This is a genomic window from Pseudomonas sp. GD03875 (assembly GCF_029840585.1).
Classification (GTDB): domain Bacteria; phylum Pseudomonadota; class Gammaproteobacteria; order Pseudomonadales; family Pseudomonadaceae; genus Aquipseudomonas; species Aquipseudomonas paralcaligenes.
On record NZ_JAOCCV010000013.1, the window covers coordinates 46,032 to 67,896 of the forward strand.

Sequence of the window (21,865 nt, forward strand, 5' to 3'; positions counted from 1 at the left end):
GGGTCTCCTTATCGGGCTAGGTCCGATACCTCCATCGCAAACCGCGTGCCGTCGTCCGGGTTGACGCAAATCAAGGGTTTGCGCGGCGAGCGGGTTTAATTTACCTGTCACGGATCAGGTAATGGATACCCGAAATGGTAGATTTGACCCCGCTGCAGAATGCCCTGCTGGCCGACCTCAACGGCGAGTTGCCGACGGCGATCCGCCTGCAGCGGCTGGTGGTCAGCCTGCGCGAAGAGTTTGCCTGCAGCGCGGTGGTGCTGCTGCGCCTGGATGGCGAGAGCCTGCGACCCCAGGCGGCGGTCGGCCTGGCCCACGAGGCGCTCGGGCGCAGCTTCCTGCTGGCGCGCCATCCGCGTCTGGCGCAGATTCTGGCCCAGCGCGAGCCGCTGCAGTTCGCCGCCGACAGCGAACTCGCCGACCCCTACGACGGCCTGCTGCAGGACAGCCCCGACGAGCCGCTGCCGGTGCACGACTGCATGGGCATGAGCCTGTACCTGGACGGCCGCCTGTGGGGCGCGATCACCCTCGACGCGCTGACCCCCGGCAGCTTCGACCGCGCCACGGCCCACCGTCTGCAGCGCTGGGCGCTGATGATCGAGACCGCGCTGCGCATCAGCCGCCTGGAAGGCGAGGTGCGCAGCCTGCGCCTGGCCCGGCGCGAGACCGTGGAGGGCGGCCACGAGACCGAGGGCGCGATCCTCGGCGAGAGCCCGCTGCTGCGCCAGTTGCTCGACGAGCTGGCGGTGGTGGCCGACTCCGACCTGCCGGTGCTGCTGCAGGGCGAGACCGGCGTCGGCAAGGAACTGTTCGCCCGCTGGCTGCACGCCCACTCGCCACGGGCGCGCAAGCCGCTGGTCTACGTCAACTGCGCGGCGCTGCCGGAGACCCTGGCCGAGAGCGAGCTGTTCGGCCATATCAAAGGCGCATTCTCCGGCGCCGGCCAGGACCGCGCCGGGCGCTTCGAGGCGGCCAACGGCGGCACCCTGTTCCTCGACGAGATCGGCGAACTGCCGCTGTCGATTCAGGCCAAGCTGCTGCGCGCCCTGCAGGGCGGCGAGATCCAGCGCCTCGGCGCCGATCAGCCGCGCCACGTCGACGTGCGGGTGATCACCGCGACCAACCGGCGCCTGTGGGAGGAGGTGAGGGAAGGGCGCTTCCGCGCCGACCTCTACCATCGCCTGTCCGTCTACCCGGTGCATATCCCGCCGCTGCGCGAGCGTGGCCGCGACGTGCTGGTGCTGGCCGGGCACTTCCTCGAACTCAACCGGGCGCGCCTGGGACTGCGCTGCCTGCGCCTGTCGCCGGATGCCGAGCGCGCGCTGCTGGCCTACGCCTGGCCGGGCAACATCCGCGAGCTGGAACACGTGATCAGCCGCGCCGCGCTGAAGGTGCTCAGCCAGGCCGAGTCGCGCACCGCGCTGCTGAGCATCGAGGCGCCCTGGCTGGGGCTGGACTCGCTGCCGGCCGAGCCCCAGGCGGCCGCCGCGCCGCTGCCGCTGGCGCCGCAGGAGTCGCTGCAGCAGGCGGTCGACCGCTACCAGCGCGACCTGATCAAGAGCGTGCTGGAACAGAACGCCGGCAAGTGGGCCGCCGCGGCGCGGGCATTGCAGATCGACCCGAGCAACCTGCGCAAGCTGGCGCGCCGGCTCAACCTTATCTGATGACGGAGATGACGATGCTGACCCACCTCGATGCCCAGGGCCACGCCAACATGGTGGATGTCACCGACAAGGCGGCGACCACCCGCGAGGCGCTGGCCGAAGCGCGCGTGCGGATGCTGCCTGCCACCCTGGCGATGATCACCGACGGCAGCCACCCCAAGGGCGACGTGTTCGCGGTGGCGCGCATCGCCGGCATCCAGGCGGCGAAGCGGACCCATGAGCTGATCCCCCTGTGCCACCCGCTGCTGCTGACCAGCATCAAGGTCGAGCTGGAGGCCGAGGGCCTCGACGGCGTGCGCATCCAGGCGCGCTGCAGGCTGGCCGGGCAGACCGGAGTGGAGATGGAGGCGCTGACCGCCGCCAGCGTCGCCGCGCTGACCCTCTACGACATGTGCAAGGCTGTGGACCGCGGCATCGTCATCGAGACCGTGCGTCTGCTGGAGAAGAGTGGCGGCGCCTCGGGGTACTTCCGGGCGTCTTGAGTTTGGTCAAGGCAGGCCATCGGCGCGCCGCACAGACTGCCGGCATCTTCCCGCGGAGAGCCGCCCATGCACACGAGCGATGACCTGAGAGGCATGCGCCGGCAATACGGCAACGACGCGCCCCTCGAACGGAACGCCCCGGAGTCGCCGCTGCAACTGCTGCAGGGCTGGCTGCATGAGGCGATGGTGCGCGAGCGGCCGCCGGTCGAGGCCAACGCGATGTTCCTGGCCACGGTCGATGCCCGCGGCCAGCCCCATTGCCGGGTGGTGCTGCTCAAGGGCTGCGACGAACGCGGCCTGGTGTTCTTCAGCCACCACGGCAGCGCCAAGGGGCGGGAACTGGCGGGCAACCCGCGGGCGGCGGCGACTTTCCACTGGCCGTCCTGCGAGCGCCAGTTACGCATCGAGGGCGATGTGCGGCGCGTCGCCGACGACGAGGCCGACGACTACTTCAACAGCCGCCCGCTGCCCAGCCGGCTGGCCTGCTGGGCCAGCGAACAGAGCCAGGTGATCAGCGGCCGCGGCGAGCTGGAGGCACGCATGGCCCTGGCCAAGTACCGCTTTCTCGACACCGAGCCGCCCCGTCCACCCGACTGGGGCGGCTACCGGCTGGTCCCCCACGAAATGGAGTTCTGGCAGGGGCGCCCCGATCGCCTGCACGACCGCCTGCGCTACCGGCGTGTGGCCGAGGGCTGGTGCCGGGAATGCCTGGCACCCTGATTCGGAGAGGATGGAGCATGCTCGACATCTATTATTTCGCCGGCTACCGGGAGCGCCTGGGGGTGGACCGCGAGCGCGTCGCCTGGCAGCCGGAGCTGGCCAGCGTCGGGCAGTTGCGCCAGTGGCTGGTCGCGCGCGGCGGCGCCTGGTCCGCGCTGGCCGCGAGCAACCTGATGTGCGCGCGCAACCAGGAGCTGTGTGGCCTGGAGCAGGCGCTGTGCGACGGCGACGAGGTCGCCTTCTTCCCGCCGGTGACGGGCGGCTGAGGTGGCCGTCCGCGTGCAGGCGCCGGCCTTCGATCCGGCCGGGCTGCTCGAAGCGTTGCAGCGGGACAGCGGCGGGGCCGGGGCGGTGGTGGTCTTCGTCGGCCTGGTCCGCGATTTCAACGACGAGGGCGCGGTCGGCGAGCTGTACTTGGAGCACTACCCGGGCATGACCGAAAAGGCGCTGCTGGCGATCGAGCGCGAGGCCCGCGCGCGCTGGCCGCTGCTGGCGGTGGAGATCGTGCACCGCTTCGGCTCGCTGGCGCCGGCCGAATCCATCGTCTTCGTAGGCGTCGGCAGTGCCCACCGGCAGGCCGCGTTCGAGGGCTGTGCCTACATCATGGACCAGCTGAAGACGCGGGCGCCGTTCTGGAAGAAGGAGTCGCACGGGCAGGGCGGCCAGTGGGTGGAGGCGCGTCCCGCCGACCAGGCTGCGGCGCGCCGCTGGAGCCGCTGAGCGCAGGCTCATCCGGACTTCGTCCGTCCCTCTTCGGAGATTGACCGCGATCAGGCCGGGTCCATGCCGACCCTGGTGATACCTCCATCGGGGAATGGGCGGGGGCGGCCGACAGGCGCAGTCTGCCGCCAGATCATCCGGGAGGTTGCGGTCATGGCTCACTTGTCGAACGTCGAATTCCAGGCACTGCGCATCGCGGTGCTGACCATCAGCGATACGCGCACGCTGGCCACGGACACCTCCGGGCAGACCCTGGCCGAGGCGCTGGAAGCGGCGGGGCACGCCCTCTACGAGCGGGCGCTGGTGCAGGACGACATCTGGCTGATCCGCGCCCGGCTGTGTGCCTGGATCGCCGACCCGCTGGTGCAGGTGGTGCTGCTCACCGGCGGCACCGGTTTCACCGCCCGGGACAACACGCCGCAGGCCGTGGCGCCGCTGCTGGACAAGACGGTGGATGGCTTCGGCGAGCTGTTCCGCCAGCTGTCCCTGGCCGAGATCGGCACCTCCACCGTGCAGTCGCGCGCCCTGGCCGGGATCAGCAACGGCACCCTGGTGTGCTGCCTGCCCGGTTCGCCAGGGGCGTGCCGCACCGCCTGGGACGGCATTCTCGTCGAGCAGCTGGACAGCCGCACCCGTCCCTGCAATTTCGTGCCTCACCTGAAGCGCCTGGCCGACCAGCCGGCGGCCATGTGCGGGAGCCGGTCATGAGCGGCTGCGGTTGCGACCAGGGCGGCCTGCGCCCGGTCGACGAGGCCATCGCCGAGCTGCTGGAGCGGGCGCCGAATCCGCCGCCGCCGGCCTGGGTGCCGCTGGAGCAGGCACAGGGCCTGACCCTGGCCGAGCCGATCCATGCGCTGCGGCCGATGCCGGCCTGGGACAACAGCGCCATGGACGGCTACGCCCTGCGCGCCCGCGACCTGCCCGAGCAGGGCGGGCGCCTGCCCCTGGCGGGGCGCATCGCGGCGGGGGACACGGGGCAGGCGAGCCTGCCACCCGGCCATGCGGTGCGCATCTTCACCGGCGCGCCGCTGCCGGACGGCGCCGATGCCGTGGTGCCCCAGGAGCAGGCCCGGGCCGAGGGCGATGGCGTCTGGCTGGAACCCTGCCGGCCGGGCGCCCACGTGCGCCGGCGCGGCGAGGAGTTCGACCGCGGCGCGCTGATCTTCGCCGCCGGCCAGCGGTTGCGGGCGCCCGCGCTGGGCCTGCTGGCCAGCCTGGGCGTGCCCGAGGTGGTGGTGCACCAGCGCCTGCGGGTCGGCCTGCTGAGCAGTGGTGACGAATTGCGCGAGCCGGGCGAGGTCCTGCTGCCCGGGCAGATCTACAACGCCAATCGCTACAGCCTGACGGGTGCGCTGCGCAGCCTGGGCCTGGAGGTCGAGGAATGCGGGGTGCTGATCGACGACCTGGCGGCAAGCCGCGATGCGCTGAGCCAGGCCGCCGCGGAATGTGACGTGCTGATGACCTCCGGCGGCGTGTCGGTCGGCGAGGAGGACCATCTCAAGCAGGCGGTGCGCGAGCTGGGCGAACTGAACCTGTGGCGCCTGGCCATCCAGCCCGGCAAGCCGTTCGCGTTCGGATGGGTGCGTGGCACGCCGTGGCTCGGCCTGCCCGGCAATCCGGTGGCGGCGCTGCTCACCGCGCTGGTGGTGGCGCGCCCGTTCCTGCTCAAGGCCCAGGGGCGCCGCGACGTGCTGCCGCGCGCCATCCCCATCGCCGCCGGCTTCAACTGGCCCACGGCCAATGGTCGGCGCCAGTACCTGCGGGCGCGGCTGGAGGAGGGCCTGAACGGGCTGGAGGTGGTGCCTCACGCCAAGCAGGGCTCCGCCATGCTGACCGGCCTGTGCTGGGCCGAGGGGCTGGCGATCGTCGAGGCGGGGCGCACCCTGGCGCGGGGCGAACCCGTGGATTTCCTGGCGCTCGACACGCTGCTGGGTTGAGCGGACGACGCTCTACGGCGGCGGCTTGATTGCAATCAAGGCACGCATGGGCCCGCTGCCGGAGAGTGGGCGCCGCAACCGAATACACCGAGGTCGACCCATGCACCTGGTATGTCCGGCGGGCAGTCTGCCCGCCCTCAAGGCTGCGCTGCAGCAAGGCGCGGATGCCATCTACGTCGGCTTTCGCGACGACACCAACGCCCGCCACTTCGCGGGCCTCAACCTGGACGAGCGGCAGCTGGACACCGGCCTGCAGCTGATCCGCCGGGCGGGGCGCCAGTTGTACGTGGCGGTCAACACCTACGCCCAGCCCGATGGCTGGGCGCGCTGGCAGCGCGCCGTGGACCGCGCGGCGGACCTGGGCGTCGACGCCCTGATCGCCGCGGACCCGGGCGTGCTGGCCTACGCCAGCCGGCGTCATCCGGACCTGAACCTGCACCTGTCGGTACAGGGCTCGGCCACCAACGCGGCCGCGCTGGCCTTCTACCAGCAGCGCTACAACGTGCGCCGGGCCGTGCTGCCGCGGGTGTTGTCGCTGGCCCAGGTGCGCCAGCTGGCGGAGAAGTGCACGCTGCCGCTGGAGGTGTTCGCTTTCGGCAGCCTGTGCATCATGGCCGAGGGCCGCTGCCACCTGTCGTCCTACGTCACCGGCGAGTCGCCCAACCTCTGCGGCGTGTGCTCGCCGGCCAAGGCCGTGCGCTGGCAGGAGGACGCCCGGGGCCTGAGTTCGCGCCTGGGCGGCGTGCTGATCGACCGCTACTCCCCCGAGGAGGCCGCCGGCTACCCGACCCTGTGCAAGGGCCGCTTCCTGGTGGACGACCAGCGCTTCCACGCGCTGGAGGAATCCACCAGCCTGAACACCCTGGACCTGATCCCCGAGCTGGCCGCCATGGGCATCGCCGCGGTGAAGATCGAGGGCCGCCAGCGCAGCCCCGCCTATGTGGAGCAGGTGACGCGGGTGTGGCGCGAGGCGCTGGACGCCCACGCCCGCGAGCCCCGGCGGTTCGCCGTGCAGGAGCACTGGCGCAAGGCGCTGGACGGGCTTTCCGAAGGCAGCCAGACCACCCTGGGCGCCTACCACCGATCCTGGCAGTGAGGTCGTCATGAAATTGAGTCTTGGGCCCGTGCTGTTCTACTGGGGCCGCGACAGGCTGCTGGATTTCTACGCCGAGATGGCGGAGCAGCCGCTGGACATCATCTACCTGGGGGAGACGGTCTGCTCCAAGCGCCGGGCCATGTCCCTCGATCACTGGCTGGGCCTGGCCCGCGAGCTGCGCGAGTGCACCCGCGCCGAACTGGTGCTGTCCGGCCTGACTCTGGTCGAGGCCGCGTCCGAGCTGTCCAGCCTGAAGCGCCTGTGCGACAACGGCGAGCTGCTGGTCGAGGCCAACGACATGGGCGCCGTGCAACTGCTGCACGAGCGCCGCACGCCGTTCGTGGCCGGGCCGGCGCTCAACCTGTACAACGCCCACGCCCTGGACGAGCTGATCGCATGCGGCCTGCGCCGTTGGGTGCCGCCGGTGGAGTGTTCGCGCCGCCTGCTGCAGGACTGCCTGCAGCAGCTCGACCTGCTGGGCCGCCCGCGGCCCGAGGTGGAGCTGTTCGCCTATGGCCACCTGCCCCTGGCCTACTCGGCGCGCTGCTTCACCGCGCGGGCCGAGAACCGGCCGAAGGACGACTGCCGCTTCTGCTGCCTGAACTACCCCGAAGGCATCCCGCTGTACAGCCAGGAGCGCCAGCCGCTGTTCACCCTGAACGGCATCCAGACCATGTCCGCCGAGGTGTGCAACCTGCTGCCCGACTATCCGGCGCTGGCCGCCAGCGGCATCGACGTGCTGCGCCTCAGCCCGCGCCACGAGGGCATGGTGGAGGTCGTCCAGGCGTTCGCCGAGGTCAGGGCCGGCTCGATGCCGCCCCTGGCGGTGGACGGCTGCAACGGCTACTGGCATGGCCAGCCGGGCATGCTGCGCGTCGAGGAGACAGGGCTATGAGCCTGGCGCACCTGGCCTTGCGCATCGCCGAACCGCTGCTGCCGCTGGGGCGGCACGTGCCGTTCGCGGTGCAGCGCGAACTGGTGCAGCGGGTCGCCGCCAGCCTGTTCGCCGAGCCGCTGGCGGAGGGCGCCTTCGACCTGCTGGAGGGGCGCTGGCTGCGCCTGGAGGTGTCCGACCTCGGCCTGGCCTGGTGCCTGACCTGCGCCGGCGCCCGCCTGCGAGTTGAGGAGCGGGGGGCGGCGGATGTCTGCATCCGCGGTAACTGGCGCGATTTCCTGCTGCTGGCCAGCCGCCAGGAGGACCCGGACACCCTGTTCTTCCGCCGACGCCTGGTGATCGAGGGCGACACGGACCTGGGGCTGGGGGTGAAGAACCTGCTGGACGGGCTGGACCCGGAACAGCTGCCGCCCAGGCTGTGGCAGTTGCTCCGGCAGATGGGCGAGACGGTGAGGCAGGCTGCTGGTTGAGAGCCTGCTGCTTCCCAGAGCAGAAGCTGACTTGGCTCTTGCTCTTGTGGGAGCGGCCTTGGCCGCGAATGGAACAGCAAAGAAGCATCGCGGCCAAGGCCGCTCCCACAGGTACTGAGGCGCTCAGTCGTTCCGCATGGCATCGCCATCCAGCAGCTTCACCACCTCCAGATAGGCCTCGTCGACCGTCTCGCCGTCAAAATCCTCGCCATAGCGCTTCTTCAGCCCCTGCTTGCTGAGGATCAGGTGGACGCTGGGCTGCACGCCGTGCTGGCCGAGGCAGCCGCGCACGCACTGCAGCACGCAGCCGTCGATGGCCAGGATCGGTCGGCCGCTGTTGGCCTTGCTGACCAGCGAGGCCACGCGCCCGCCGACGCCGGCGATGCACGACATCTCGGCCAGCCCCGCACGGTCTAGGCGCACGGCCAGGGTGTTGGCGAGCTGGGCGACGTTGGAACAGCCGGAGCAGGAGTACACCAGGGGCAGTTTCGAGTCTGACATGTTGCTCTCCTGCTCGGGGGCGCTGCGCTACTCCTGGTAGCTGACCAGGCTGGGACGGTCGAGCACCCGGATCACGCGGCGCTCCATGGCGATCAGGCCCGCGTCGATCATGCGGTGCAGGATGCGCGAGAAGGTCTCCGGCTGGATGCCGAGCTGCGAGGCGATCAGGCGTTTCGGCACGCTCAGGCGGATCTGCCCACCGTCCGTTTCCTGCTCCTGGCAGAGGTAGCGGACGACCCGGCGGCTGGCGTTGCCCAGGGCCAGGGTGTCGATCTCGGCCAGGCGCTGGTTCAGGCGGATGCTGAGGCTGGTCAGCAGCTCCAGGCAGGCCATGGGCTGTTCTTCCAGCACCCGGCGGTAGTGGGCGCCGTCGATGCTGATCAGGCTGCTCTGTTTGAATGCGCTGGCGGTGTCCGGGTAGTGGCGGGTGCCGCTGAACAGCAGCGCCTCGGTGAAACTCTGGCCGGGGGCGATCACCTCCACCAGCTTCTCCTGGCCTTCGGGCAGCACCCGGGTCAGCGTCACCTGGCCCTGCAGCAGCAGGTAGAAACGGTCCGCCACGTCGCCCTGGTGGAAGAGCACCGAACCCGCCTCTAGCCGCCGGTGGATCGCCAGGCAGCAGACCTCCTGGAATACGGACTCCGGCAGCCGATCGAACAAGTGATGCCGGCGCAGAAACGCCTGTGTCGAGAAATCGGTGAGCATGGGCCACCTCCTTGCCTTGCATGGTAGGGAGGTGCCGGTGCGCTTCACATTCCTCCATGGCGCTACCTCCAAAGAGGCAGATGCAGGAGGATCGGGCGTGCGGCCGGGGAGATACCGCCGACAATAGGCGACTGTCGTTCCGTGGCCTTGATGCCCATCAAGTTCTCTCGAACCGAGGAGCGATTTTTCCCGTTCTTGATTCTGGTCAGTTCTGTCCGGGGCGCCATTGCGTAGCGTTATATCCAAGTTGCTATTACGGGTTGGGAGGCAAGCGGATGAAAGCGAGAGGCATCGGGCGCCCGAGGCGCGGCGGACTGCTGCTCTCCGGCAACCCAGGCATGGCGTCGGGGCAGGGCGAGGGCCGCATCGCGCTGCGCCATGTCGAAGTCGCCGTGGACAGGGTCGCCGCATGAACGCGCAGGCGCGCAACCCGGCGATGGAAGGCCCGGCCGTCCGAGCGGTGAGCGCGGTGCTGAGTGGCGCCCAGGGCGGCGACCTGCCGCTGTTCGCCTGGACCCTGGGCCTGGCGCAGACCGAGCAGCGGGCGATGCTGCGCCGCCGTTTTCCCGTGCTGGCGCAGGCGCCGATGGTGCCGGAGGGCTGCTATGTGCGCATCGGCATCGCACCGCTGCAGTTCGCGCCGATGGCGGCGTTGCTGCGCGAGCATGGCCACCGGGAGCTGGCCGAGGACCTGTCCGATTACCTGGCGAGGGCACTGGCAGCCGCCTGCTTCGGCCACCGGGAGCTGTGGCAGGACCTCGGGTTGAGGCACCGGGAGGAGCTGGACTGGTTCATGGTGCTGTACTTCCCGCCGCTGTACCGGCGCAACGCCGCCGGCGGATGCTGGAAGCGTTTCCTTTTCGCCGAATCGGAGCATGGCGCGGCGGCTTTGCCGGTATGCTTGCGGCCTGTCGTTTGAGGCCCGGGAGGCACGGATGGACAAGGACAACTCGATCCAGCTGCACGGTTCGCTGTGGATGACGGTCGCCGGCGAGAACTTCGGTGGCCGGGGCCGCGTGGCGCTGCTGGCCAGGGTCGCCGAGTGCGGCTCCATCACCCGGGCGGCCAAGTCCCTGGGCATGAGCTACAAGGCCGCCTGGGACGCCATCGATACCATGAACAATCTGGCCGGCGAGCCGCTGGTGGCGCGCCTGGTCGGCGGCAAGGGCGGCGGCGGCACGCGCCTGACCCCGCGCGGCGAGCGCCTGGTGGAGAACTTCCGCCTGATCGAGCGCGAGCACCAGCGTTTCGTGGAGCAACTGGGACGGCAGGCCGAAGGCATTGCCGACGACTATCTACTGGTCAGGCGGATGAGTATGAAGAGCAGTGCACGCAATCAGTTCTTCGGAACCGTAACCCAGGTCCGGCGCGGCGCCGTCAACGACGAGGTGGAGCTGGCGGTGGCCGACGGCGTGAAGATCGTCGCCGTGATCACCCACGACAGTTCCGAGGCGCTGGGGCTGGCGCCGGGCTGCGAGGCCTTCGCGCTGATCAAGTCGTCCTCGATCATCCTCGTTGCCGACGACGAGGGCGCGCGCTTCTCAGCCCGCAACCGCCTGCGCGGCGTGGTGGCGCGGGTGCAGCTGGGGGCGGTCAGCACCGAGGTGGTGATCGAGCTGCCGGCGGGGCCGACCGTGGCGGCGATCATTACCCACGAGAGCGGCGAGGCGCTCGGCCTGCAGCCGGGGCAGGAGATCACCGCGATCTTCAAGGCTTCCAGCGTGATCCTCGGCGTGCCCGCCTGAGCCTCCGGCCGGGCTTGATTCCGGACAAGTCCGCGCGCCGGACCGCGTGCTATTCCGCCACGGGACGAATGCCGTGGAGGATCGGGCGTGGACGTGGAGCAGTTGCTGGCCAACAACCGTTACTGGGCGGAATCGCTGCGGGCGCGCGATCCGGATTTCTTCGCCCGCCTGGCCCGCCAGCAGCGGCCGGAATTCCTCTGGATAGGTTGCTCGGACAGCCGGGTGCCGGCCAACGAGGTGGTGGGGCTGATGCCGGGCGAGCTGTTCGTGCACCGCAACGTGGCCAACATGGTGGTGGCCACGGACATGAACTTCCTGTCCGTGCTGCAGTACGCCGTCGACGTACTGCAGGTGGGCCAGGTGATCGTCTGCGGCCACTACGGCTGCGGCGGCGTGCGCGCCGCGCTGGGGCACGAGGAACTGGGGCTGATCGACAACTGGCTGCGCGCGCTCAAGGCGCTGTATCACCAGAACCTGCCGCGCTTCGAGGGGCTGGACCCGGAACGGCAGGTCGACCTGCTGTGCGAGCTGAACGTGCAGCGCCAGGTGCGCAACGTCTGCCACACCACCATCGTGCAGAACGCCTGGCGCCGCGGCCACCGGCTGGCCGTGCACGGCTGGATCTACGGCCTGAGCGACGGCCTGGTGAAGGACCTGCGGGTGACGGTGAACAGTGCCGCGCAGCTGGACAGCACCTTTCTCTACGACCAGTGACGTCCCGGGGGCGCCGGGCTTCCTGCAGGCTATGTTCGCGTCCGCTGTCGCACACCTTGTGGGAGCGGATTCATCCGCGAATGTCGCGGCCAATCGGCATGCCGCCCAGCCATTCCCGCAAAGCAGGATCGCGCAACCCGCACGTAACGGTGGCAGAGCCTTCTTTCAGCCGTAGCGCCCGGTCGTTTCCTGCACCTTCCCGGGCGGAATGTCGATGACGATGCGCTCGCGCAGCCAGCGGGCGAACTCGGCTTCGTCGAGCGAGCCTTCGGCCAGGCCGATCATGGCCGCGTACTTCTCTTCATCGGTGGCAACCAGGGTGCAGTCGTTGAGTTGCAGGAAAACCCGGTAGCAAACATGCGCCGTACGCTTGTTGCCATCGACGAAGGGATGGTTGCGCGCCAGGCCGTAGGCCAGGCTGGCGGCCAGGTCGGCCATGTCCGGCGGCGGCTCGCCATAGGCATGGCGCTGCTGCGGGCGCGCCAGGGCGGAGTCGAGCAGGGCCTCGTCGCGCACGCCGCTGCCGCCGCCATGCTCGGACAACTGGCGGTCGTGGATGGCCAATGCCAGGGTCTTGCCGATCCAGACGATCATCGGGCGATCCTCACTGGGCCAGCTTGTGCAGTACCTGGCGGTCTTCGCGCATGATCTGCTCCGCCACATCCATCTGCTCGGCCAGGGTCGGATCGAACACGGTGAGCTTGATGCCGTCCGGCGTCTCGAGCACATATAGCTCGTCGCCTTTCTCCAGGCGCAGGCGGGCGAGGATTTCCTTGGGCAGGATGACGCCGGCGGAATTGCCGATGGCGCTGATCTTGAGTTTCATGGTGCCTCCGGGGTTGGTTATAACGAATGGTATAACCAGGCTCGGCCGCCCGCAACGCTTCCCCCACACCGCCGATCGGCGTGTCACGCATGGTTTCTGTCGTGTGCGGAAAAGCATGCTGTGGGAGCGGCCTTGGCCGCGAAGCTTTTACCGTGCCGCCTCGGTTCGCGGCCAAGGCCGCTCCCACACAACCCAGAGCCTCAGCGCAGGTTCTCCAGGGCCCACACGGCGGCCTCCACCCGCGAGCGCAGGCCGAGCTTGTGCAGCAGGTTCTTCACGTGGACCTTCACCGTTCCCTCGGTGATGCCGAGCTTGTTGCCGATCATCTTGTTGCTCAGGCCGGAGGCGATCATCTTCAGCACCTGGCGCTCGCGGTCGGTGAGGTCCAGCGAGCTGGCGCCCTGCGGCGTGCGCAGGGCCTGGGCCAGCACGGTGGTCAGGGACGGGCTGACCACCAGGGTGCCGTGCAGCACGTCGCGCAGGCGGGCGATCAGGTGTTCCGGTTCCATGTCCTTGAGCAGGTAGCCGTCGGCACCGAAGCGCATGGCGTCGCGCACGTCGTTCTCGGCATCGGACACGGTGAACAGCAGCACCTTGCCGGCGAAGCCCTGTTCGCGCAGGCGCTTGAGCGTCTCCACGCCGTTGAGCTGGGGCATGTTGTTGTCCAGCAGGACCAGGTCGGGAGTCAGTCGCGCGACCTGCTCGCAGGCCTCCGCGCCGTTGTTCGCTTCGCCGACCACCACCAGGTCGCCCTCCAGTTCGATCAGTTGGCGGATGCCGCGACGCATCATGGGGTGGTCGTCGACCAGCAGCAGGGTGTGGGCGTTCATAGCGAGGCCTCGTGGCTCGGTTGACGCAGGAAGCCGGGGCAGAAGCGCAGTTCCACGCGCGTGCCCCGCTGCTTGCGACGGGTGATGGAGAGCTTGCCGCCCAGGCTGCGGGCGCGCTCGTGCATGATGTTCAGGCCGTGGTGCAGGCGGGTGTCGAAGCCCAGGGTGATGCCGACGCCGTCGTCCTCGACGAGCAGCTCGACTTCTTCGCCGGATTGCCGCAGCTGCACCCAGGCCTGTTCCGCCTGGGCGTGGCGGGCGCAGTTGGAGAGCGCCTCGCGGGCGATCTGCAGCAGGTGTATCTGTTCCGTGGCCGACAGGCTGAAGGCCAGCGGCGAGCTTTCCAGCAGCACCCGGATGCCGCCGCGCTCGGCGAACTCGCGGGCGGTGTCGTCCAGCGCCTGCTCGATGCCGCCGTCCTGGATCTGCAGGCGGAAGGTGGTGAGCAGCTCGCGCAGCTGGCGGTAGGCGTTGTTCAGGCCGTCGCGCAGCTCGTCGCTGACCTCCAGCAGGCGCTCGCCTTGCTCGCCGCGGCGGATCAGCGTCTGCAGACGGCTCACCTGCAGCTTCATGTAGGACAGGGCCTGGGCCAGGGAGTCGTGCAGTTCGCGGGCGATGGTGGTGCGCTCGTCGAGCAGCAGCAGGCGGTCGTCCTGCTCGCGCTGGCGCTCCAGCGACAGCGAGGTGCCGATCAGGTGCGCCAGCGCCTGGATCAGCTCGCGCTCCCAGGGATGCGGCGTATGGCGGTCGATGTAGTGGGCGCGCAGCTCACCGAGGTTGTTGCCCTGGGAGCTGATCGGGTAGAGCAGGCTGTCGCTGCCCCCGTGCCGCTCGCAGCTGGCGCATTCGTTGCGCGAGCAGATGTCGCGCGAGGCGCTGCCATGCAGGGCGATCAGGTGCTCGACCGGCTCGCGCATGTCGCCCTTCAGGCACAGGCTCAGGCGCAGGCCGGGAAGGCGCTGCTGGAAGCTGTCGATCAGCGCGTCGAGCTGGCCGGCGCTGGCCGGGCTGCTGGCGATGCTGCGACTGCTCTGGTACAGCAGTTCCAGCGCGGCATTGCTCTTCGCCAACTGCTGGGTCTTCTCGGCGACCCGCGAGGCCAGGGTCAGGTGGGATTCCTCGATGGCATCCGCCATGGCGTTGAAGCTGTCGGCCATCTGCCCCAGTTCGTCGCTGGACCTGTGCTCGATCCGCGCATTGAGGTCGCCGGCGCGGAAGCGCTCGGTGGCGCCCACCAGTTCCTGCAACGGTGTGATCACGCTGCTCTGCAGCTCGAACATGCCCACCAGCAGGATGATCACGGTCATCAGCAGCGCCGCGCCCTGGATGCTCTGCTGCCAACCCTGGCGCTTCTCGCTCTGCTTCTGCAGCAACAGCACGAAGTGTTCGAGCTGGCCGACAAAGATTTCCGACTGCTGCTGGAACGTGACCCTGTCACCACGCTCCAGGGCTGGCCGCAGCTGCCCCTGCCACCGGTCGCGGATGTTGGCGAAGGCCTGGGCCACCGGGCTCTGCCGGTCGCCGTCGACCATGTGCTTGAGTGCGCTGCTGTCCAGGCGCCGCTGCATGTCGTCGCGCAGATGGCCTATCGCCTGCGGCGACGCGTTCGCCTCCAGCTGCCAGTTGAGGCGGTACACGGCCATGCGCAGGGAGCCGGCGGTGTTGATGGCCGCGGCGTCGTCTTCGCTGACCCAGGCGATCAGCACGGCGCTGAACGCGCTGAAGAAGGTGAGGGTGGCGATGAGGATGACGGCCAGACCGGCGCGAGCGGGCAGGGAGCCTTTCAACCAGTCCAGCATGGCGGCTACCTCCAAAGAGTTCCGGCGCCCGTGCAGGCCCGGCGGGTGAGCTTGCTTGTTGTTATAAGTCGATGATCTACAAGGGATATTTTTCGTATTTCCAGCCTATCCCTTTGGAGGTATCCGGCCCCATGGTAGGAGTTGGAGCGGCCTGGCTTCCTTGATTTGAATCAAGGGCGGGAGGGGGCCGGTGCATAGCCTGCGAGCCATGAGAGGCGCTTGGGAGAGCGGTCATGGCGAGTCGGAAAGTGCAACAGGGGCTGGTGCTGGGGATGAGCACCGCCGCGTTCACCATCTGCTTCATGGTGTGGATGATGTTCGCGGTGCTCGGCGTACCCATCAAGGAGCTGCTGCAGCTCAACGAGACCCAGTTCGGCCTACTGGCGTCCACCCCGGTGCTGACCGGGTCGCTGATCCGCCTGCCGCTGGGCATGCTCACCGACCGCTTCGGCGGGCGCATCGTGTTCTTCGTGCTGATGCTGGTCTGCGTGTTGCCGATCTACCTGATCGGCGAGGCCACCGAGTATTGGCAGTTTCTCGTGCTGGGGCTGTTCGTCGGCCTGGCCGGCGGCTCCTTCTCGGTGGGCATCGCCTACGTCGCCAAGTGGTTCGAGAAATCCAGCCAGGGCCTGGCCATGGGCATCTTCGGCGCGGGCAACGCGGGTTCGGCGCTGACCAAGTTCCTCGCCCCGGCGATCATCGCCGCGGCCAGCTGGCAGATGGTGCCGAAGATCTACTCGGCGATCATGTTCGTCACCGCGCTGCTGTTCTGGTTCTTCAGCTACGACGACAAGAGCCACCGCACGCCCAGCAGCGTGTCCTTCGGCGAGCAGCTCAAGACCCTCCGCGATCCGCGGGTGTGGCGCTACTGCCAGTACTACTCGATCGTCTTCGGCGGCTACGTGGCGCTGGCCCTGTGGATGACCAAGTACTACGTGCAGGAGTACGGCTTCAGCCTGCAGAGCGCGGCGCTGCTGGCCGCCTGCTTCTCCCTGCCGGGCGGCGTGCTGCGCGCCATCGGCGGCTGGATGAGCGACCGCTGGGGCGCGCACGGCGTGACCTGGTGGGTGATGTGGGTGAGCTGGATCTGCCTGTTCGTCCTGTCCTACCCGCAGACCGACTTCACCGTGCACACCGTCGATGGCCCGCGCACGTTCCATGTCGGCCTCAACGTCTGGGTGTTCACCGCGCTGATGTTCGTCATGGGCATCGCCTGGGCCTTCGGCAAGGCCTCGGTGTTCAAGTACATCTCCGACGAGTTTCCCGATCGCATGGGGGCCGTGTCCGGCATCGTCGGGCTGGCCGGCGGCCTGGGCGGCTTCGTCCTGCCGATCATGTTCGGCGCCCTGGTGGACCTCACCGGCGTGCGCAGCTCCTGCTTCATGCTGATGTACGGCGTGGTCTGGGTCTCCCTGATCTGGATGTACCTCAGCGAAGTCCGCAAAACCCCGGTCATGGGGTCGGGCTCCACCGGCCCCATGAATTCCGCTTCCTGACGCTTGAGGAGACCGAGCATGTCCGCAACCAAGAATCCGGCCATGGGGCAGCCGCCCCGGCAGGGGCCGGTGATCGAGGATTGGCGCCCCGAGGACCCGCACTTCTGGGGTTCCACCGGCAAGGCCATCGCCACCCGCAACCTGTGGATCTCGATTCCCGCGCTGTTCCTGGCGTTCGCCGTGTGGATGGTGTGGAGCACGGTGATCGTGCGCCTGAACGCCATCGGCTTCGCCTTCAGCACCGACCAGTTGTTCTGGCTGGCGGCGCTGCCGGGGCTGTCCGGGGCGACGTTCCGCATCTTCTACTCGTTCATGGTGCCGGTGTTCGGCGGGCGCCGCTGGACGGCCCTGAGCACGGCGTCGCTGCTGGTCCCGTCGCTGTGGATGGGCTTCGCGGTGCAGGATCCGGACACCTCGTACAGCGTGTTCGTGATCATCGCCCTGCTGTGCGGCTTCGGCGGCGGCAACTTCGCCTCGTCGATGTCCAACATCAGCTTCTTCTACCCCAAGGCCCAGCAGGGCACCGCGCTGGGCCTGAACGCCGGGCTGGGCAACCTGGGCGTCTCGGCCATGCAGTTCCTGGTACCGCTGGTGATCGGCTTCGGCCTGTTCGGCGCGGTGGGCGGCAAGCCCCAGGAACTGGCCGACGGCAGCCAGCTGTGGCTGCAGAACGCCGGCCTGATCTGGGTGCCGCTGATCGCGGCGGTGACCGTGGCGGCCTGGTTCGGCATGAACGACCTGGCCAGCGCCAAGGCCTCCTTCGCCGAGCAAGCGGTGATCTTCAAGCGCAAGCACAACTGGCTGATGTGCTGGCTGTACCTGGCCACCTTCGGCTCCTTCATCGGCTTCGCCGCGGCCTTCCCGCTGCTGATCAAGACCTCGTTCCCGGAAGTCACCGCGCTCAAGTTCGCCTTCCTCGGCCCGCTGGTCGGCGCCCTGGTGCGCCCGCTGGGCGGCTGGGTGGCGGACAAGCTGGGCGGCGCGCGGGTGACCCTGTGGAACTTCGTGGTGATGATCGCCGCGGTCTTCGGCGTCATCGCCTTCCTGCCGCAGAACGGGCAGGGCGGCAACTTCTACGGTTTCCTCGCCATGTTCATGCTGCTGTTCGTCACCACCGGCATCGGCAACGGCTCCACCTTCCGCATGATCCCGGTGATCTTCCGCACCCTGCATGAGCGCCTCAGCGCCGGCAAGGGGGCCGCGGTCAAGGAGCAGTCGTTGCGCGAGGCCGGCAAGGAGTCGGCCGCAGTGCTCGGCTTCAGCTCCGCGATCGGTGCCTTCGGCGCGTTCTTCATTCCCAAGTCCTTCGGCAGCTCCATCGCCCTCACCGGCGGGCCGGAGATCGCCCTGTACGTCTTCGTCGGCTACTACGCCAGCTGCATCCTGGCCACCTGGTGGTGGTACTCGCGCAAGGGCGCCGAAACGCCCTGCTAGACAGCCATCGCCAAAGAAATGACGAGCGCGGGGTAACCGCCCGCGCTCAGCCTGAGAGGAAAGAAAAATGAGCCACATACTCGACCAGCTGCGCTTCTTCAATCGCAAGCAAGGAGAGTTCGCCGACGGTCATGGCGAGACCCGCAAGGAGTCGCGCGACTGGGAGAACGTCTACCGTGCCCGCTGGCAGTACGACAAGATCGTGCGCTCCACCCACGGGGTGAACTGCACCGGGTCGTGCTCCTGGAAGATCTACGTGAAGAACGGCCTGATCACCTGGGAAACCCAGCAGACCGACTACCCGCGCACCCGCAACGACCTGCCCAACCACGAGCCGCGCGGCTGCCCGCGCGGCGCCAGCTACAGCTGGTACATCTACAGCGCCAACCGCCTGAAATACCCCAAGGTCCGCAAACCCCTGCTGAAACTCTGGCGTGACGCGCGCCGCACCCTGGCGCCGGTCGAGGCCTGGGCCAGCATCGTCGAGGACCCGGCCAAGGCGCAGAGCTACAAGAGCAAGCGCGGCATGGGCGGCTTCATCCGCTCCAGCTGGCGCGAGGTCAACGAGATCATCGCCGCGGCCAACGTCTACACGGTGAAGCAGTACGGGCCCGACCGGGTGGTCGGCTTCTCGCCGATCCCGGCCATGTCGATGGTCAGCTACGCCGCCGGCAGCCGCTACCTGTCGCTGATCGGCGGGGTGTGCCTGAGCTTCTACGACTGGTACTGCGACCTGCCTCCCGCGTCACCACAGGTGTGGGGCGAGCAGACCGACGTGCCGGAATCGGCCGACTGGTACAACTCCAACTACATCATCGCCTGGGGCTCCAACGTCCCGCAGACCCGCACCCCCGACGCCCACTTCTTCACCGAGGTGCGCTACAAGGGCACCAAGACCGTGGCCATCACCCCGGACTACGCCGAGGTGGCCAAGCTCACCGACCTCTGGCTCAACCCCAAGCAGGGCACCGACGCGGCGCTGGCGCAGGCCTTCGCCCACGTGATCTTCAAGGAATTCCACCTGGAGAACCCCAGCGCCTACTTCACCGACTACGCCAGGCGCTACACCGACCTGCCGATGCTGGTGCTGCTCGACGAGAAGGACGGCAGCTACCGCGCCGACCGCTTCCTGCGCGCCTCCGACTTGGATGGCGAACTCGGCCAGGACAACAACCCCGAGTGGAAGACCATCGCCGTCGACGCGGGGGGCGAACTGGTCTCGCCCCTGGGCTCGATCGGCTACCGCTGGGGCGAGAAGGGCAAGTGGAACATCGAGGCCCGCGAGGGCGGCGAGGGACGCGCGGTCGACCTCAAGCTGAGCCAGCTGGACAGCGGCGAAGTCGCCGAGGTGGCCTTCCCGTACTTCGGCGGTCAGGCCCACGAGCACTTCGCCCATGCGCCGGGCGAGGAAATCCAGCTGCGCCGCGTGCCGGTGCGCACCCTGGTGCTGGCCGACGGCAGCCAGGCCAGGGTCGCCAGCGTATTCGACCTGATGGCCGCCAACCTGGGCATCGACCGTGGCCTGGGCGGCGCCAACGTCGCCAACCACTATGACGACGACCGCGTGCCGGGCACGCCGGCCTGGCAGGAGAAGATCACCGGCGTCAGCCGCGAGAAGGCCATCCAGATCGCCCGCGAGTTCGCCGACAATGCCGACAAGACCAAGGGTCGCAGCATGATCATCGTCGGCGCGGCGATGAACCACTGGTACCACATGGACATGAACTACCGCGGCCTGATCAACATGCTGATGTTGTGCGGCTGCGTGGGGCAGACCGGTGGCGGCTGGGCGCACTACGTCGGCCAGGAGAAGCTGCGTCCGCAGTGTGGCTGGCTGCCGCTGGCCTTCGGCCTCGACTGGCATCGCCCGTCGCGGCAGATGAACGGCACCAGCTTCTTCTACAACCACAGCTCCCAGTGGCGCCACGAGAAGATGAGCATCCACGAGGTGCTGTCGCCGCTGGCGGACAAATCCGCGTACCCCGAGCACATGCTCGACTACAACATCCGCGCCGAGCGCGCCGGCTGGCTGCCGAGCGCGCCGCAGCTCAACCGCAACCCGCTGCAGATCACCCGTGACGCGGCGGTGGCGGGGCTGGAGCCGAAGGACTACGTGGTCAGGTCGCTGGCCGAAGGCACGCTGCGCTTCGCCTGCGAGCAGCCGGACAACCCGGTCAACTTCCCGCGCAACATGTTCATCTGGCGTTCCAACCTGCTGGGCAGCTCGGGCAAGGGCCACGAGTACATGCTCAAGTACCTGCTCGGCACCCGCAACGGCGTGATGAACCCCGACCTGGGCCAGCGCGGCGGCTTCAAACCGCAGGAAGCCGAATGGCAGGACGAGGGCGCCATCGGCAAGCTCGACCTGGTCACCACCCTCGACTTCCGCATGTCCTCGACCTGCGTGTACTCCGACATCGTCCTGCCGACCGCCACCTGGTACGAGAAGGACGACATGAACACCTCGGACATGCACCCCTTCATCCACCCGCTGTCGGCGGCCATCGACCCGGCCTGGGAAGCGCGTTCGGACTGGGAAATCTACAAGGGCATCGCCAAGGCCTTCTCAGAGATGGCCGAAGGGCACCTGGGCGTGGAGAAGGACCTGGTCACCGTGCCGCTGCTGCACGACACCCCCGGCGAGCTGGCCCAGCCGTTCGGCGGCAGCGACTGGAAGACGGCGGGGCAGGCGCCCCAGCCGGGCCTCAACTGTCCGAACATCACGGTGGTCGAGCGCGACTACCCGAACACCTACAAGAAGTTCACCTCGCTCGGCCCGCTGCTGGACACGCTGGGCAACGGCGGCAAGGGCATCAACTGGAACACCAAGCACGAGGTCGAGTTCCTCGGCGAACTGAACTACACCGTGCGCGAGGAGGGCGTCAGCCAGGGCCGGCCGAAGATCGAGTCGGCCATCGACGCCGCCGAGGTCATCCTCAGCCTGGCGCCGGAAACCAACGGCCATGTCGCCGTGAAGGCCTGGGCCGCGCTGTCGGAATTCACCGGCCGCGATCACAGCCACCTGGCGCTGCCCAAGGAACATGAGGCGATCCGCTTCCGCGACATCCAGGCGCAGCCGCGCAAGATCATCTCCAGCCCGACCTGGTCCGGCCTGGAAGACGAGCACGTCAGCTACAACGCCGGCTACACCAACGTCCATGAGCTGATCCCGTGGCGCACCCTGACCGGCCGCCAGCAGTTCTACCAGGACCACCCCTGGATGCTCGCCTTCGGCGAGGGCCTGATGAGCTACCGGCCGCCGATCAACACCCGTTCGACCGGCTACGTGCAGGGCAAGATGCCCAACGGCAACCCGGAGATCTGCCTGAACTGGATCACCCCGCACCAGAAGTGGGGCATCCACAGCACCTATACCGACAACCTGATCATGCTCACCCTGAGCCGTGGCGGGCCGATCGTGTGGATGAGCGAGATCGACGCCAGGAAGGTCGGCATCGAGGACAACGACTGGATCGAGTGCTTCAACGCCAACGGCGCGCTGACCGCCCGCGCGGTGGTCAGCCAGCGGGTCAAGGAGGGCATGGTGATGATGTACCACGCCCAGGAACGCATCGTGAACGTGCCCGGCGCGGAGAGCACCGGGACCCGTGGCGGCCACCACAACTCGGTGACCCGCGTGGTGCTCAAGCCCACCCACATGATCGGCGGCTACGCCCAGCTGGCCTACGGCTTCAACTACTACGGCACCGTGGGCTGCAACCGCGACGAATTCGTGGTGGTGCGCAAGATGAGCAAGGTGGACTGGCTGGACGGCCCCAATGGCAACGACTTGCCGCAACCGCTGCCGCAGGACATTTGAGGATTACTGCC

Annotated in this window: 23 protein-coding genes; 17 read left to right on the forward strand and 6 right to left on the reverse strand. The window is 68.6% G+C overall.

Annotation, left to right across the window (positions count from 1 at the left end; translation table 11 throughout):
* The first annotated feature begins 134 nt into the window (after window positions 1–134).
* From norR to N5D30_RS13510, 10 genes are all read left to right on the forward strand, one after another.
* Entirely contained in the window at window positions 135–1,664 is a 1,530-nt protein-coding gene (gene norR, locus N5D30_RS13465; protein ID WP_220815761.1) for a nitric oxide reductase transcriptional regulator NorR, read from the forward strand.
* 14 nt (window positions 1,665–1,678) lie between these two features.
* Window positions 1,679–2,146 (forward strand): cyclic pyranopterin monophosphate synthase MoaC, encoded by a 468-nt coding sequence (moaC, locus tag N5D30_RS13470; protein WP_279909400.1) that lies wholly within the window; start codon window positions 1,679–1,681, stop codon window positions 2,144–2,146.
* Window positions 2,147–2,212: 66 nt separating this feature from the next.
* Window positions 2,213–2,866, forward strand: a complete 654-nt coding sequence (gene pdxH, locus N5D30_RS13475; RefSeq protein WP_279909401.1) for a pyridoxamine 5'-phosphate oxidase — start codon at window positions 2,213–2,215, stop codon at window positions 2,864–2,866.
* A 17-nt stretch (window positions 2,867–2,883) separates the two neighbouring features.
* Window positions 2,884–3,132, forward strand: coding sequence for a MoaD/ThiS family protein (locus N5D30_RS13480; RefSeq protein ID WP_279909402.1), 249 nt, complete (start codon window positions 2,884–2,886; stop codon window positions 3,130–3,132).
* 1 nt (window position 3,133) lies between these two features.
* Window positions 3,134–3,586, forward strand: coding sequence for a molybdenum cofactor biosynthesis protein MoaE (locus N5D30_RS13485; RefSeq protein ID WP_279909404.1), 453 nt, complete (start codon window positions 3,134–3,136; stop codon window positions 3,584–3,586).
* A 153-nt stretch (window positions 3,587–3,739) separates the two neighbouring features.
* Window positions 3,740–4,294, forward strand: a complete 555-nt coding sequence (gene moaB, locus N5D30_RS13490; RefSeq protein WP_279909405.1) for a molybdenum cofactor biosynthesis protein B — start codon at window positions 3,740–3,742, stop codon at window positions 4,292–4,294.
* A complete protein-coding gene (glp, locus tag N5D30_RS13495) occupies window positions 4,291–5,523 on the forward strand; it encodes a gephyrin-like molybdotransferase Glp (protein WP_279909406.1) in 1,233 nt (410 codons plus the stop codon). The genes moaB and glp overlap by 4 nt, the downstream gene beginning before the upstream one ends.
* A 100-nt stretch (window positions 5,524–5,623) precedes the next feature.
* On the forward strand, window positions 5,624–6,619 hold the full coding sequence (locus N5D30_RS13500) for a U32 family peptidase (protein ID WP_279909407.1): 996 nt from the start codon (window positions 5,624–5,626) through the stop codon (window positions 6,617–6,619).
* 7 nt (window positions 6,620–6,626) lie between these two features.
* Entirely contained in the window at window positions 6,627–7,514 is an 888-nt protein-coding gene (locus N5D30_RS13505; RefSeq protein WP_279909408.1) for a U32 family peptidase, read from the forward strand.
* The gene (locus tag N5D30_RS13510) at window positions 7,511–7,984 is read left to right on the forward strand and encodes an SCP2 sterol-binding domain-containing protein (RefSeq protein ID WP_279909410.1); all 474 of its coding nucleotides are present in this window, start codon (window positions 7,511–7,513) and stop codon (window positions 7,982–7,984) included. Before N5D30_RS13505 ends, N5D30_RS13510 begins: the two co-directional genes overlap by 4 nt.
* A 123-nt stretch (window positions 7,985–8,107) precedes the next feature.
* On the opposite strand, the gene N5D30_RS13515 is transcribed toward N5D30_RS13510, so the two are convergent.
* Together N5D30_RS13515 and N5D30_RS13520 are read right to left on the reverse strand one after the other, a co-directional pair.
* Window positions 8,108–8,485, reverse strand: coding sequence for a putative zinc-binding protein (locus N5D30_RS13515; protein ID WP_279909411.1), 378 nt, complete (start codon window positions 8,483–8,485; stop codon window positions 8,108–8,110).
* 27 nt (window positions 8,486–8,512) lie between these two features.
* Window positions 8,513–9,190 carry a Crp/Fnr family transcriptional regulator gene (locus N5D30_RS13520; RefSeq protein WP_279909412.1) on the reverse strand — a complete coding sequence of 226 codons (678 nt, stop codon included), beginning with the start codon at window positions 9,188–9,190 and terminating at the stop codon, window positions 8,513–8,515.
* A 275-nt stretch (window positions 9,191–9,465) separates the two neighbouring features.
* Between N5D30_RS13520 and N5D30_RS13525 the strand changes: the two genes are divergently transcribed.
* From N5D30_RS13525 to can, 4 genes are all read left to right on the forward strand, one after another.
* A complete protein-coding gene (locus N5D30_RS13525) occupies window positions 9,466–9,603 on the forward strand; it encodes a hypothetical protein (protein WP_279909413.1) in 138 nt (45 codons plus the stop codon).
* Window positions 9,600–10,109 carry a nitrogen fixation protein NifQ gene (locus N5D30_RS13530; RefSeq protein ID WP_279909414.1) on the forward strand — a complete coding sequence of 170 codons (510 nt, stop codon included), beginning with the start codon at window positions 9,600–9,602 and terminating at the stop codon, window positions 10,107–10,109. The genes N5D30_RS13525 and N5D30_RS13530 overlap by 4 nt, the downstream gene beginning before the upstream one ends.
* A gap of 16 nt (window positions 10,110–10,125) precedes the next feature.
* Window positions 10,126–10,935 carry a TOBE domain-containing protein gene (locus N5D30_RS13535; protein ID WP_279909415.1) on the forward strand — a complete coding sequence of 270 codons (810 nt, stop codon included), beginning with the start codon at window positions 10,126–10,128 and terminating at the stop codon, window positions 10,933–10,935.
* Window positions 10,936–11,022: 87 nt separating this feature from the next.
* Complete coding sequence (gene can, locus N5D30_RS13540) at window positions 11,023–11,649, forward strand: carbonate dehydratase (protein ID WP_220815775.1); 627 nt, start codon at window positions 11,023–11,025, stop codon at window positions 11,647–11,649.
* Between the two features lie 165 nt (window positions 11,650–11,814).
* On the opposite strand, the gene N5D30_RS13545 is transcribed toward can, so the two are convergent.
* The 4 genes from N5D30_RS13545 to N5D30_RS13560 all read right to left on the reverse strand — a co-directional run bounded on the left by N5D30_RS13545 (window position 11,815) and on the right by N5D30_RS13560 (window position 15,104).
* Window positions 11,815–12,243, reverse strand: a complete 429-nt coding sequence (locus N5D30_RS13545) for a type II toxin-antitoxin system death-on-curing family toxin (protein WP_279909417.1) — start codon at window positions 12,241–12,243, stop codon at window positions 11,815–11,817.
* Between the two features lie 10 nt (window positions 12,244–12,253).
* Window positions 12,254–12,475, reverse strand: a complete 222-nt coding sequence (locus tag N5D30_RS13550; protein WP_220815777.1) for an AbrB/MazE/SpoVT family DNA-binding domain-containing protein — start codon at window positions 12,473–12,475, stop codon at window positions 12,254–12,256.
* Between the two features lie 200 nt (window positions 12,476–12,675).
* Complete coding sequence (narL, locus tag N5D30_RS13555) at window positions 12,676–13,305, reverse strand: two-component system response regulator NarL (RefSeq protein ID WP_279909418.1); 630 nt, start codon at window positions 13,303–13,305, stop codon at window positions 12,676–12,678.
* Window positions 13,302–15,104, reverse strand: coding sequence for a HAMP domain-containing protein (locus N5D30_RS13560; RefSeq protein WP_279909420.1), 1,803 nt, complete (start codon window positions 15,102–15,104; stop codon window positions 13,302–13,304). Before N5D30_RS13560 ends, narL begins: the two co-directional genes overlap by 4 nt.
* Window positions 15,105–15,337: 233 nt before the next feature.
* Between N5D30_RS13560 and N5D30_RS13565 the strand changes: the two genes are divergently transcribed.
* From N5D30_RS13565 to N5D30_RS13575, 3 genes are all read left to right on the forward strand, one after another.
* Window positions 15,338–16,600 carry a nitrate/nitrite transporter gene (locus N5D30_RS13565; RefSeq protein WP_220815780.1) on the forward strand — a complete coding sequence of 421 codons (1,263 nt, stop codon included), beginning with the start codon at window positions 15,338–15,340 and terminating at the stop codon, window positions 16,598–16,600.
* An 18-nt stretch (window positions 16,601–16,618) separates the two neighbouring features.
* On the forward strand, window positions 16,619–18,034 hold the full coding sequence (locus N5D30_RS13570) for a NarK family nitrate/nitrite MFS transporter (RefSeq protein ID WP_279909422.1): 1,416 nt from the start codon (window positions 16,619–16,621) through the stop codon (window positions 18,032–18,034).
* 67 nt (window positions 18,035–18,101) lie between these two features.
* Window positions 18,102–21,854 (forward strand): nitrate reductase subunit alpha, encoded by a 3,753-nt coding sequence (locus tag N5D30_RS13575; RefSeq protein WP_279909424.1) that lies wholly within the window; start codon window positions 18,102–18,104, stop codon window positions 21,852–21,854.
* The last annotated feature ends 11 nt before the right edge of the window (window positions 21,855–21,865 follow it).